The 12,124-nt window shown below is 38.9% G+C and carries 14 protein-coding genes and 1 tRNA gene; 14 read left to right on the top strand and 1 reads right to left on the bottom strand.

Features of this window, described 5'->3' with window-relative positions; genetic code table 11:
• The first annotated feature begins 2 nt into the window (after window positions 1-2).
• From SY85_RS01575 to SY85_RS01545, 7 genes are all read left to right on the top strand, one after another.
• Complete coding sequence (locus SY85_RS01575) at window positions 3-1,247, top strand: sigma-54 interaction domain-containing protein (RefSeq protein WP_066401470.1); 1,245 nt, start codon at window positions 3-5, stop codon at window positions 1,245-1,247.
• Between the two features lie 30 nt (window positions 1,248-1,277).
• On the top strand, window positions 1,278-1,787 hold the full coding sequence (lptE, locus tag SY85_RS01570; protein WP_226998970.1) for an LPS assembly lipoprotein LptE: 510 nt from the start codon (window positions 1,278-1,280) through the stop codon (window positions 1,785-1,787).
• Window positions 1,788-1,806: 19 nt separating this feature from the next.
• Window positions 1,807-2,562: a hypothetical protein gene (locus tag SY85_RS01565; protein WP_066401469.1), complete on the top strand. Its 756-nt coding sequence runs from the start codon at window positions 1,807-1,809 to the stop codon at window positions 2,560-2,562.
• A gap of 1 nt (window position 2,563) precedes the next feature.
• Window positions 2,564-2,929 (top strand): preprotein translocase subunit SecG, encoded by a 366-nt coding sequence (gene secG / locus SY85_RS01560; RefSeq protein ID WP_066401468.1) that lies wholly within the window; start codon window positions 2,564-2,566, stop codon window positions 2,927-2,929.
• A 68-nt stretch (window positions 2,930-2,997) separates the two neighbouring features.
• Window positions 2,998-4,008, top strand: a complete 1,011-nt coding sequence (mltG, locus tag SY85_RS01555) for an endolytic transglycosylase MltG (protein ID WP_066401467.1) — start codon at window positions 2,998-3,000, stop codon at window positions 4,006-4,008.
• A gap of 14 nt (window positions 4,009-4,022) precedes the next feature.
• A complete protein-coding gene (locus SY85_RS01550; protein WP_066401466.1) occupies window positions 4,023-4,949 on the top strand; it encodes a YihY/virulence factor BrkB family protein in 927 nt (308 codons plus the stop codon).
• Between the two features lie 82 nt (window positions 4,950-5,031).
• Window positions 5,032-5,634: a thioredoxin family protein gene (locus SY85_RS01545; protein ID WP_066409210.1), complete on the top strand. Its 603-nt coding sequence runs from the start codon at window positions 5,032-5,034 to the stop codon at window positions 5,632-5,634.
• A 43-nt stretch (window positions 5,635-5,677) separates the two neighbouring features.
• On the opposite strand, the gene SY85_RS01540 is transcribed toward SY85_RS01545, so the two are convergent.
• Window positions 5,678-5,751, bottom strand: a tRNA-Pro gene (locus tag SY85_RS01540).
• Between the two features lie 99 nt (window positions 5,752-5,850).
• Here SY85_RS01540 and SY85_RS01535 point away from each other — a divergent pair.
• From SY85_RS01535 to SY85_RS01505, 7 genes are all read left to right on the top strand, one after another.
• Window positions 5,851-6,447, top strand: coding sequence for a TrmH family RNA methyltransferase (locus SY85_RS01535; protein ID WP_066401465.1), 597 nt, complete (start codon window positions 5,851-5,853; stop codon window positions 6,445-6,447).
• Window positions 6,431-6,919 carry a TlpA disulfide reductase family protein gene (locus SY85_RS01530; protein WP_066401464.1) on the top strand — a complete coding sequence of 163 codons (489 nt, stop codon included), beginning with the start codon at window positions 6,431-6,433 and terminating at the stop codon, window positions 6,917-6,919. Before SY85_RS01535 ends, SY85_RS01530 begins: the two co-directional genes overlap by 17 nt.
• A gap of 158 nt (window positions 6,920-7,077) precedes the next feature.
• Entirely contained in the window at window positions 7,078-8,343 is a 1,266-nt protein-coding gene (locus SY85_RS01525; protein WP_066401463.1) for a dihydroorotase, read from the top strand.
• An 8-nt stretch (window positions 8,344-8,351) separates the two neighbouring features.
• Window positions 8,352-8,921 (top strand): DUF4199 domain-containing protein, encoded by a 570-nt coding sequence (locus SY85_RS01520; protein ID WP_066401462.1) that lies wholly within the window; start codon window positions 8,352-8,354, stop codon window positions 8,919-8,921.
• A gap of 2 nt (window positions 8,922-8,923) precedes the next feature.
• The gene (locus tag SY85_RS01515; protein WP_066401461.1) at window positions 8,924-9,868 is read left to right on the top strand and encodes a glycosyltransferase family 2 protein; all 945 of its coding nucleotides are present in this window, start codon (window positions 8,924-8,926) and stop codon (window positions 9,866-9,868) included.
• Window positions 9,868-11,007 carry a glycosyltransferase gene (locus SY85_RS01510; RefSeq protein WP_066401460.1) on the top strand — a complete coding sequence of 380 codons (1,140 nt, stop codon included), beginning with the start codon at window positions 9,868-9,870 and terminating at the stop codon, window positions 11,005-11,007. The genes SY85_RS01515 and SY85_RS01510 overlap by 1 nt, the downstream gene beginning before the upstream one ends.
• Window positions 11,008-11,081: 74 nt before the next feature.
• The gene (locus tag SY85_RS01505; protein WP_066401459.1) at window positions 11,082-12,104 is read left to right on the top strand and encodes a GHMP family kinase ATP-binding protein; all 1,023 of its coding nucleotides are present in this window, start codon (window positions 11,082-11,084) and stop codon (window positions 12,102-12,104) included.
• Window positions 12,105-12,124: the final 20 nt, after the last annotated feature.

The raw sequence follows: 12,124 nt of genomic DNA, 5'->3' as shown, positions 1-12,124 counted from the left end.
GCATGGATTTACAAAGCGTTAAAAATAGGTTTGGCATTATTGGTAATTCACCCGCATTGAATTATGCATTGCAGGTGGCGGCACAAGTGGCTAACACTGATCTAACTGTACTCATCAATGGTGAAAGCGGTGTTGGTAAAGAAGCATTTTCTCATATCATTCATAATTTATCGGCACGTAAACACAATTCTTTTATTGCAGTAAACTGCGGTGCTATACCTGAAGGAACAATTGACTCTGAATTATTCGGTCATGAAAAAGGATCTTTTACGGGTGCTGTGGATAGCCGTAAAGGTTACTTTGAAACAGTAAACGGTGGGACCATCTTCCTTGATGAAATTGGTGAAATGCCGTTGGGTACACAGGCCCGATTGCTACGTGTACTAGAAACAGGCGAATTCATTCGTGTGGGTTCCTCTAAAGTGCAAAAAACGGATGTGCGTGTCATTGCTGCAACTAACCGTGATCTGCTGCAACAGGTACAAGCTGGTAAGTTTCGTGAAGATTTATACTATCGCCTAAATACAGTTCCCATTCGGGTTCCTGCTTTGCGTGACCGTAAGGAAGATATTCCGTTGCTATTTAGGAAATTTGTCATAGACTTTGCAGAACGATATAAAACTACACCTGTGCAGCTGGAAGACGCAGCACGCCAACGACTGGTATCCTACCCTTGGCCGGGTAATGTACGGGAGTTAAAAAATATTGCCGAACAGATCTCGGTTTTAGCTTCAGAAAAGTTAGTTACTTCAACAGAGCTTTCGCGTTTCTTACCTGAAAGTAATCCGAATAACCGTTTGCCTGTATTAGCAGGTAATGGCACAGCAAATCCTCATGAGTTCAATAATGAGCGTGAAATTTTGTATAAGCTCTTTTTTGACATGAAAAGAGATGTAACAGAACTAAAAAAGCTGTTCTTTGAGGTCATGCAGAATCCGTCTTCTGCAGTACACAACCCATCGTTTTTAAACGATATGAAGGAACTGCAAACCGCGGCGGATAGTCATCAGCCAATCATTGTTCCGCACCCGCATACTTCACAAACAGCACAACCTGTACTCATGCATGAACCGATACATGAGCATGTAGAGGTTGAGGAAAGCCTGAATATAATGGATAAAGAGAAAGAGTTGATTGTAAAAGCACTCAAGAAACATAAAGGCAAGCGTAAAGACGCAGCCATGGATCTGGGTATCAGTGAGCGTACTCTTTATAGAAAGTTAAAAGAATACAATATAGACGAATAAACAGATTAAAATCGTTGCTTAGTAATACTTATGCTCAAGTTTATCAAAACAAACTTTACTCTTTTAATTATAGCGCTTATAATATTTACTAGTTGTGGCGTCTATAAGTTTAATGATGTCTCTGTAGACCCTAATCTGAAAACCATCAAGATTAACTACATTGAAAACCGTGCTCCTTATGTTAATCCGCAGTTAAGTCCCAACTTAACTGAAAGAGTTCGTCAGAAAATTGTGAACCAAACGCGATTGTCACTTACAAATAATGACAACGCACATTTGGTAGTTACTGGTGAAATAAGAGATTATTCATTAAGCACAACAGGTATTTCTGACAAGCAAGAAGTAACAAACCGTTTAACAGTTGCTGTTCACATTATAGTCAACAATCAACTTGCAAATACAAAACAAGAGTATGACATTAGCCGAAATTTTGAATTCAGTGCGTCACTCTCTCTTCAGCAAGCAGAAAACCAATTGTTAGATGAAATGGTTCGGAATTTAACCGACGATATTTTTAACCGCATGTTTTCTAATTGGTAAGCTTGGATAATTTGATACTATGGCGAACAGCTTGGCACAACTGGCACACTCAATATTTAAAAAATCGATAGACGATTGCAGTCTGGATGAACTATCCAACTTTTCAAAACGCTACCCTTATTTTGGGCCGGCTCAATTTCTTTATTTAAAAAAACTAGACCCTAATTCGGAAGAATACCAGCGGCAATATCAAAAGGCAGTTTTATTTTACCACGATCCTGTCCTTTTTCATCAGTTTATTGACGAGAAAGCCTTTCAAACACCTTTTAATCTTGAAATCAGCGAAGAGCAAAAAGTTGAAAATGAAGGGCCTGCAACACCTGTTACCCCAAATTTAACAGAACTTAAAAATGCATTTAAGCTGCCATCTCTTAAAGATCCCATGCCATCGGGAGCAGAAAATATAATCACGTTTGAGCCATTTCATACCGTTGATTATTTTGCTTCACAAGGAATTAAGCTTTCACTTGAGGAATCTTCAAAAGATAAATTTGGCAAACAACTAAAAAGTTTCACAGAGTGGTTAAAGACTATGAAAAGGCTTCCTGCTACTCAAATGAATAAAATTCAGGGAACAGCAGAAAAACAGGTTGAAAACATGGCTGCCCATTCAATTCAGTCCTCTGAAATAGTAACTGAAGCGATGGCGGAAGTTTGGGTTCGTCAAGGTAATAAGGCAAAAGCTATTGAAATCTACCGTAAATTAAGTTTGCTCAATCCCTCCAAAAACTCTTATTTTGCATCCAAAATTGAACTTTTAAACGACTCAAACTAGTATGACTGTCTTATTTATCATCTTAATTATTCTGGCTTGTGCAATTCTAAGCCTGATTGTATTGGTACAAAATCCTAAGGGTGGCGGTCTGGCTGGTAACGTAGCTGGTTTCAGCAACCAGTTCATGGGCGTTAAGCAAACTACCGATGTTCTTGAAAAAGGCACATGGATTTTTGCAGCTGTTATAGCTATACTATGTATTGCGTCTACTTTCTTTATCCGGGGCGGAGCAGCAGTTCATGACAGAGTAGATAAAATTGAAAATGGTCCGATTCGTTCACAGCCGTTACCTCAAACAGCTCCTACGACTACCAATACTACCACTTTGCCTAGTGCACAGCCTGCACAAGCTGATACAACAAAATAACTCTTATACAATATTTGTTAAACCCTGCTCACTAGGCAGGGTTTTTTATTTATTTTACTTTCTTAATTATGAAAAAGGTTGTCTTTATTGTTTTAGCGGTATTGTTTTTAGGAGTCGGCATTGTTGCATGGATGGTAATCGGACCAGGAACAGGTTTTAAAGAAAAAAAAGAAACCTTATATATCAGAACAAATGCTGCTACTAAAGAGGCCGTATTAGATTCTTTAGTAGCCCATAATATTGTTAAGAATCAAGGGGTTTTTAACCTACTAGCAGATCGCATGGATTATTGGACCACTATTAAGCCTGGAAAATATGAAATCAAGAAAGGCAGCAGCGTTCTAAATATTATCCGTATGCTGAGAAATGGCCAACAAACACCTGTAAATCTGGTCATTACCAAACTGCGTACAAAAGAAGATCTGGCGCGTTTAGTGGGAAGCAAATTTGAATTTGACTCCGCAGCTATGATGAATTATATCCAGGCCGATTTAGTAAATAAAGGAAAAGCTGACACCAATACAGCACTAGCTTTTGTATTGCCTGATACCTACACATTCTTTTGGAATACAACACCTGAAAAAGTATTTAAAAAGCTTTCAGACGAAACGGACAAATTCTGGACTGCTGAAAGGAAGCAGAAAGCAGAATCAAAAGGTTTAACGCAAGTTCAAGCTTATACATTAGCATCAATTGTTGAAGAAGAAACAAACGCTCAGGCTGAAAAAGGAAATATTGCAAGTGTTTATTTGAACCGCATTAAAATAGGAATGCCTTTACAAGCTGATCCAACAGTAAAATTTGCATTAAAAGATTTTAGTTTGCGTCGCATATACGAAAAGCACACACAGGCAGAATCACCATTTAATACCTATAGAAACCGTGGACTTCCTCCCGGCCCAATTTGTACTCCATCGAAAAAGACAATAGATGCAGTATTAAATGCGCCAACCACTAACTACATTTACTTTGTAGCCAGTCCGCAGTTCAATGGAACGCATGAATTTAGTACTACTTATGCTGAGCATATGCAAAAAGCTAAAGCGTATCAACAAGCACTTAATCAAAGAGGAATATAAAAGGTAAAGTCTGGATGGCCATAAAACAACAACTCAAAAAACGTTTTATTAGTTCTGCGCCGATTCAAAGTATCATTGCGCAGAGCAAAAAGGTATATGTGCCTGGCTTTGGCTTACATACTATACACGACATATGGCCTCCATTCATCAAGCAATTGCGTAAGGGAAGTCTTTTCGAAAGAGCAGCAGCCATTTCCTTTAATGTGTTTATGGCCATCCCTCCTACGTTGCTCTTTATTTTTACTTTAATACCCTATTTGCCCATTTCAAAGCAGTTCATTAATGAACTTTTTGGTCTTATACGCGATATTGTTCCAGGAGAAAAGAACAACTCCGTAATCATTAGTTTCTTAAACGACTTTTTAAACCAACCCCGGAATGATTTATTGTCGTTCGGTTTGTTATTAGCGTTACTTTTCTCAAGCAATGCGATGATGGGAATACTAAGGTCATTTGACAAGAACTACTTTGGCTTTATAGAGCGTAGTGGCTTAAAGAGAAGGAGAACTGCGCTAGAACTTACATTGATTGTCTTTGTTTTAGGCTTCGTTTGCATACTATTATTGATAGCACAAGGAGCTGTTTTGAAATGGCTTGGAGTTGAAAACGAATGGGTCCGAGCTGTCATCCATAATTTCAGATGGGTGATAATTTTATTGCTGGTTTTTTATAGCATCTCATTTATTTACCGGCATGGGCCATCAATCACACATAAATGGCCTTTTGTAACTCCCGGCTCTGTATTTGCTACCACACTCCTATTATTTGCAACAGTTTTAGTTACCTTTTGGGTAAACAATTTCAGCAACTACAATAAAGTTTATGGCTCTATTGGTGCAGTCTTTATTCTTATGTCCCTTATCTATGTTTATGCCTTAGTAGTACTTATTGGTTTTGAGTTAAATGTGACAATAACATCATTAAGCAATAAAGAAAATTAGGATAAGTGGATGCCAAAAACGTTTATCGGTGGAAATTTCTCAGACATTTTCAGGAAATTTGAAAAGCTTAAATCGCAAAAACATGAAAAAATTGCTTTTTTCTTTGTTAGCTGTATCAGCTCTTGGTATTACGGCATTTACTACATTGATAGAGCTCCCCATTGGAGCAGATTTGCCCAAAGCAGATGTAAAAATGAAAGACATTAGTGGCAAAGAAATCAGTTTAAAAGAGGCCATAAAGAAAAATGGTCTTCTAGTTATGTTTAGTTGCAATACTTGTCCTTATGTAATTAAGAACCAACAGCGTACTGTAGAGATCAGCAACTATGCCCTTAAGAATGATATTGGCGTTATATTGATCAATTCTAATGAAGGGCAAAGAAATGATGACGACTCGTTTAAAGCCATGCAAAATTATGCAAAAGAGCAGGGTTACAAGTGGTTCTATACCATAGATAAAAACTCAGAATTGGCAGACGCTTTTGGTGCCAACCGTACACCTGAAACATTTTTGTTCAATAAAGAAGGAAAGTTAGTTTATCATGGCGCAATTGATGACAACCCCTCTGATGGTAATGCTGTAACTCGCAAACATTTAAAAGAAGCTATTGACGAAGCACTAAGTGGCAAAAACATTTCAGTTCAAACTTCCCGATCTGTTGGATGCACTATAAAAAGACTCTAAATAATTGACAAGAAAAAAGGCAGCTGAAAAGCTGCCTTTTTAGTCGGGTGGACTGGATTCGAACCAGCGACCCCTTGCACCCCATACAAGTGCGCTACCGGGCTGCGCCACCACCCGAACTCATTAAAATAGCAAACTATCTTAATGAAGGGGTGGCAAATTTATAACTTTTAAGCATTTCAAAATCAATTTGCTGTAGTAGTTTGCAAAACAATTATGACAAGCGAACGCAGATCCAAAATAGAAAAGGTACTTTCTAAAAGACAAAACGACCTTACTGTTGTATTGGAAAATGTCTTTGATCCTCATAATATCTCAGCTGTCATGCGGAGCTGCGATGCTGTTGGTATCCAGGAGATATTTGTTTTAACCACTAAGATCGCACGGCATGAAAAATGGGGCCCGCGTAGCAGTAGCAGTGCAGCCAAATGGTTAACCGTCCACCAATATACAGATGCAGACGAATGCTTTCATAATATTCGTCAACGCTATGATCGTATTTTAACAACACATCTTTCATCAGATGCTGTAAGTTTATATGACACAGATCTAACGCAACGCATAGCACTTGTTTTTGGTAATGAACATGCAGGAGTTAGTGACGAAATACGCGCCATGGCAGATGGTAACTTTATTATTCCTCAGGTGGGTATGATCCAATCGCTTAATATAAGTGTAGCCTGCGCCGTTAGTGTGTATGAAGCTTTTCGCCAAAAATTGGTAAAAGGACATTACGATAGCCAAAAGATTCAGGGAGCTGAATATAATACCTTAAGTAACCAATGGGGAATAGAACATGAAAACAGTCTTTAAAACAAGCGTATTATTTATTGCACTCTTTATAGCTACTTCAGCTAAATCCCAGACCATTCCTAAATGGAAACTGGCCGATTTGCAGGCAGCTATCAAACAAACAGATAAACCTACCATTTTTAACTTCTGGGCTACCTTCTGTAAACCATGTATTGAAGAAATACCACACTTTCAGGAAGTAGTCAAAAAGTACGAAAAAGAAGGCGTTAACCTAGTATTTATAAGTTTGGATTTATCAGATGCATACCCAAGCAAGATCCAGTCCTTTGCAAAAAAACGCAATATCAACAATACCATTACTTTTCTGGATGAAACTAATGCCGACCTCTTTTGTCCCATTGTTGACACCAAATGGTCCGGCGCTATACCAGCTAGCTTGTTTATCAATAACAAAACTGGATATCGCAAGTTCTTTGAAGACCAGTTATCAAAAGAACAAGTAGAAAAAGAAGTCTTAAAAATGATCCAATAAAGCCCTCCACTCCAAATTGGGTCTTTATAACTTAAGGCTTGAATTTGAATCTTTTACGATTTCAATAACTTAAGCCACAAGTTGGTTCTGAGTGAAAGCAAAGCCATACCTCGGGAGGGTTTGGGTGAGCCGTTTCAATCCATTATCTTCGCACCTCGATGAACATTCTATTAAGGCAAGCAACAATCATTGACCCCTCCTCGCCTTTTCATTTACAGAAAGCTGATATACTTATTGCAAATAGTATTTTTCAGCAAATTGAATCAACCATTACAACACAGGCTGACTATGTAATTGATTTAAACGGCTCCTTTATTTCGCCAGGCTGGGTTGAAACATTTACAGATGCCTGCGATCCTGGTTTTGAATATAAAGAAACTATAGAATCTGCAACGCTTGCTGCAGCACATGGAGGTTTTACCGATCTGATGATACTGCCAAACACTTTGCCTGTTGTTCATACAAAGGCAGGAGTTGAGTATTTAGTTCAAAAAGGAAAACAATCTCCCGTTCATATTCATCCAATTGCTGCAGTTACCAAAAACATAGAGGGCAAGGAATTAGCTGAAATGTACGATATGGCCGGAAGCGGAGCTGTAGCTTTTAGCGATGGTTCAAAAAGTATTCAAGATGCAGGTCTGCTGCTAAAAGCGCTACAATATGTAAAAGCTATTGACAAAACCATCATTCAACTGCCGGAAGATAAATCCTTTAACCCTCATGGCTTGATGAATGAAGGCATTATTTCAACTCAGTTGGGCTTACCAGGTAAACCAGCAATAGCTGAAGAGTTAATGGTTGCTCGAGATATTGAATTGGTGAAGTATACAGGTTCAAAGCTGCATTTTACAGGTATTTCGTCAAAAAAATCAGTAGAATTGATCAAACAGGCTAAAGCAGAGAATCTCTCTGTAACCTGTTCAGTTACACCTTATCACTTGTGTTTTATTGATGAGGATTTAAGCAGTTATGATACCAATTTAAAAGTAAATCCGCCTTTACGTACCGCCGCTGATAGAAAAGCATTACAAGAGGCAGTATTAGATGGAACTATTGATTGTATCGCGGTTCACCACATTCCTGAAGATATTGACCATAAAATAACAGAATTCGAATACGCTCGTTATGGCATGATTGGGTTACAAACAGCTTTTGCTGTAGTACAGAAAACAATGCCTCAGTTAGCACCAGAAAAGTTGGTATCGTTATTTGCTATTCAACCTAGGAATATTTTTGGTTTAGAATCTGCTTCTATACAAATTGGTAGCACCGCTTGCTGCAGTCTATTTTCACTGGATCAGGAATGGGCCTTTGAAAAAGACAAGAACCAGTCAAAGTCTTCAAATTCACCATTTTTTGATAACCGCTTCAATGCTAAGCCTTTAGGGATAATTAACAAAGGCAACCTAATTTTGAATAATTGAGAACAATTATGGATGTTTTTTCCACAGAACAAGAGACTCCCCTTGTAGATTTTAAACGCGAGGGAATTAAAATTGGCATAATCAATGGCCTTTTTGCTATGATCCTGATGTATGGGAGCTATTTCATGGGTATGGATACATTCATGAACCAGCAATATATTAGCGCCTTCCTCCCTTATATGATTATCGTTCTTCTGATTGCTGGTTTCCAGCTACGGAAAAAGAACGGAGGCTATCTAAGTTTTAAAGAAGCAATTAAATTTACTTTTGTGTCATACGTAATTGCAGCAGTTATAATTGCCCTTGGCACATATATCCTTTTTAATTTGATTGATAAAGACTTGACAGAGAAAACATTTAAGTTGGGTATAGAAAAATCAAGAGCTCTAATGGAACGAATGGGTGCATCAGATGACGAAGTTGAAAAAACCATTGGTAAACTTGAAAAGCAAAAGGCTGAAACCGGCGTCCAAAACATTATCTTAGGAACTGGCATGGAGTTAATTTGGGCCTTTGTTAAAAGTTTATTGATCTCTTTGGTAATTAGGAAAGAAAAACCCGCTTTTTTACAACAATAACTATGGATCTTTCAATTGTAGTTCCGCTTTATAATGAAGAAGAGTCGCTCCCCGAATTGTGCGACTGGATCAAACTTGTCTGTACTCAAAACAATTACAGCTATGAAGTGGTTCTGGTTGACGATGGCAGCACAGACGATTCATGGACAGTTGTTGAACGATTAAGAGCAGCTAATCCAAATATCAAAGGCATTAAGTTCCAACGTAACTATGGTAAATCAGCAGCACTCAACGAAGGCTTTAAAGCAGCCCAAGGTGATGTTGTCATTACAATGGATGCTGATTTACAGGACAGCCCAGATGAAATTCCTGAACTGAGAAGAATGATTCTGGAAGATGGCTTTGACTTGGTTAGCGGCTGGAAGAAAAAGCGCTACGACAATAAGTTTACCAAAAACCTGCCTTCAAAACTTTTTAACGCCGCTACACGAAAAGCTTCTAAAATATACTTGCACGACTTTAATTGCGGCTTAAAAGCATACCGCAAAAAAGTAATAAAAAGCGTTGAAGTGTATGGTGAAATGCACCGCTATATACCAGTATTGGCAAAATGGGCTGGCTTCCGGAAGATCGGTGAAAAGGTCGTTGAACACAGAGCCCGCAAATATGGAGTTACAAAGTTTGGTTGGGAACGTTTTGTAAACGGCTTCCTGGACCTGGCTTCCATTATGTTTGTAGGTAAGTTCTCAAAACGCCCAATGCATTTCTTTGGTTTATGGGGCACCCTATTTTTCGTGATCGGTTTATTAAATACTTTATATCTCATTGTATCAAAGATATTTTTCCCTGACTCGTATTCATTAACCAACAAACCTGCGTTTTACCTTGCTTTAGTAGCAATTCTCATTGGTGTTCAGCTTTTTTTGGCAGGGTTTGTTTCTGAATTGGTGGCTCGTAATGCCCCTGGCCGCAACTCCTATTTAATAGAAGAAAAGCTAGGAGTTTAATGCAAAGGATTGTGATCATAGGTCCTGCGTATCCTTTACGCGGTGGTTTAGCTACGTTCAACCAACGACTGGCTCTGGAATTTATTAAGGAAGGACACTCCTGCGAGTTAGTTTCCTTTTCCTTACAATACCCTTCTATACTTTTTCCTGGAAAAACACAGTATAGCGAGGAGCCAGCGCCAACAGGCCTCACAATCCACTCAATTATTAACTCCATTTCTCCTACCAATTGGTTAAAGGTGGGTAAAAGACTTCGCAACGAACGCCCCGACTTCATTATCGTTCGTTTTTGGATACCGTTTATGGGACCAGCCTTAGGCACCATTTTAAGACAGGTGAAGAAGAATCGTCACACTAAGGTGATTTGTATTGCAGACAATGTAATACCTCACGAACATCGGCCCGGAGATCGAACCTTCACAAGGTATTTCTTAAAAGCCTGTGATGGCTTTATAACCATGAGTGAAAAGGTGATGAGCGACCTGCGTCAGTTTGAAAATAACAAACCGGCACAATTGGTCCAGCACCCGCTATATGACAACTTTGGTGAAAAGATCAGCAAAGAAGAAGCTCGTTCCTATTTGAAACTTTCAACTTCCGATAAGATTATTTTATTCTTTGGTTTCATTCGCAAATACAAAGGACTCGACTTGGCGCTACAGGCCATGACGGACAATCGCATTAAAGAGGCAGGTATCAAACTAATGATTGCCGGCGAGTTTTATGAAGATGAAAAACCCTACCTGCAAATAATAAAGGATAACCATCTGGAAGAAACGGTAATCTTGAAGAACCAATTCATTCAAGATCAGGAAGTAAAATACTACTTATGCGCAGCCGATATGGTCGTTCAGCCATACCGCAACGCTACACAAAGTGGCGTAACACCTCTTGCCTATCATTTTGAAAAACCAATGGTCGTTACCAATGTAGGTGGACTTCCCGATTTAGTACCAGATCATAAAGTAGGATTAGTTTGCGAACCCCAGCCTAAATCCATTGCAGACGCCATTCTGGAGTACTACCAATTAGGCGAAGATTATTTTATTCCGCATCTTCGCACCGAAAAGCAGAAATACGCTTGGACAAACCTAACGAAAGCAATTAAGGAACTGGTAGACTCAATCCCTACTAAGTGAGTTTCTTTAAGAAATAGGCACATTTAGATAGGTTTGTTAACAGTAATGTCAAACTGCACATAAGCCATTTATAAATGATTTACCGTAGTAAAGCCCCTTTACGTATTGGTCTAGCCGGTGGCGGTACAGATGTTAGCCCCTACAGCGATCTATACGGCGGCACCATTTTGAACGCTACAATCTCACTATACGCACATGCTACTATTGAGCCTTTAACTGAAGACCAAATAATTCTGGAAGCATCGGATAGACAGGAAATACAAACATTTGACCGTTCAAATGAACTTCCTATCAATGGTCAATTAGACCTTTTGAAAGGCGTATATAATGCTATTCAAGCTGACTATGGCACCATTAAATGCGGCTTTAAATTAAACACCTTTGTAGATGCCCCAGCAGGATCAGGTTTGGGAACGTCTTCTACCCTTGTAGTGGCTATAATTGGTGCCTTTGCTGAAATGATGCGCCTCCCGCTTGGAGAATATGATATTGCACATTATGCATATGATATTGAACGTAACCGGTTAAAGCTAGCGGGGGGTAAACAAGACCAATATGCAGCAACGTTTGGCGGGGTCAACTTCATGGAGTTTTATGGAGAAGACAAAGTGATCGTAAACCCATTACGCATTAAAGAGCAATATCTCTTTGAGTTAGAAAACAACCTGCTTTTATATTATACATCTACAAGCCGCGAATCTGCCCGCATTATAGAACAGCAAGCTAAGAATGTGGTAGCCAAAAAAGAAACTTCTATTGAAGCTATGCATCAATTAAAGCAGCAAGCCCAAATGATGAAAGAAGCTCTTCTTAAAGGGAAGCTGAATGAATTCGGAGAAATTCTGGACTACGGCTATCAGCAAAAAAGAAAGATGGCAGAAGGTATTTCCAATTCTCTAATGGAAGAAATTTATGAAACAGCTAAGCAAGCCGGTGCTACGGGTGGTAAAATATCAGGTGCTGGTGGTGGTGGCTTTATGATCTTCTATTGCCCGGGCAATACTAAATACAGTGTGATCAAAAGCTTGGAACGCTTTGGAGGCCAACACAAAAACTATCAGTTTGTAGAACATGGTCTAAAAACCTGGACCATTTAGTACCAACATTTATTGGATTA

The sequence above is a fragment of the Flavisolibacter tropicus genome (assembly GCF_001644645.1).
GTDB classification, from domain to species: domain Bacteria; phylum Bacteroidota; class Bacteroidia; order Chitinophagales; family Chitinophagaceae; genus Flavisolibacter; species Flavisolibacter tropicus.
Note: the sequence above shows the minus strand (reverse complement) of the source record. Positions and strands in the feature narration are given on the sequence as shown.

Excerpts from the sequence above, each read along its gene's own strand:
- SY85_RS01575 (WP_066401470.1), top strand. The coding sequence starts at position 3 with ATGGATTTACAAAGCGTTAAAAATAGGTTTGGCATTATTGGTAATTCA.
- lptE (WP_226998970.1), top strand. The coding sequence starts at position 1,278 with ATGCTCAAGTTTATCAAAACAAACTTTACTCTTTTAATTATAGCGCTT.
- SY85_RS01565 (WP_066401469.1), top strand. The coding sequence starts at position 1,807 with ATGGCGAACAGCTTGGCACAACTGGCACACTCAATATTTAAAAAATCG.
- secG (WP_066401468.1), top strand. The coding sequence starts at position 2,564 with ATGACTGTCTTATTTATCATCTTAATTATTCTGGCTTGTGCAATTCTA.
- mltG (WP_066401467.1), top strand. The coding sequence starts at position 2,998 with ATGAAAAAGGTTGTCTTTATTGTTTTAGCGGTATTGTTTTTAGGAGTC.
- SY85_RS01550 (WP_066401466.1), top strand. The coding sequence starts at position 4,023 with ATGGCCATAAAACAACAACTCAAAAAACGTTTTATTAGTTCTGCGCCG.
- SY85_RS01545 (WP_066409210.1), top strand. The coding sequence starts at position 5,032 with ATGAAAAAATTGCTTTTTTCTTTGTTAGCTGTATCAGCTCTTGGTATT.
- SY85_RS01535 (WP_066401465.1), top strand. The coding sequence starts at position 5,851 with ATGACAAGCGAACGCAGATCCAAAATAGAAAAGGTACTTTCTAAAAGA.
- SY85_RS01530 (WP_066401464.1), top strand. The coding sequence starts at position 6,431 with ATGAAAACAGTCTTTAAAACAAGCGTATTATTTATTGCACTCTTTATA.
- SY85_RS01525 (WP_066401463.1), top strand. The coding sequence starts at position 7,078 with ATGAACATTCTATTAAGGCAAGCAACAATCATTGACCCCTCCTCGCCT.
- SY85_RS01520 (WP_066401462.1), top strand. The coding sequence starts at position 8,352 with ATGGATGTTTTTTCCACAGAACAAGAGACTCCCCTTGTAGATTTTAAA.
- SY85_RS01515 (WP_066401461.1), top strand. The coding sequence starts at position 8,924 with ATGGATCTTTCAATTGTAGTTCCGCTTTATAATGAAGAAGAGTCGCTC.
- SY85_RS01510 (WP_066401460.1), top strand. The coding sequence starts at position 9,868 with ATGCAAAGGATTGTGATCATAGGTCCTGCGTATCCTTTACGCGGTGGT.
- SY85_RS01505 (WP_066401459.1), top strand. The coding sequence starts at position 11,082 with ATGATTTACCGTAGTAAAGCCCCTTTACGTATTGGTCTAGCCGGTGGC.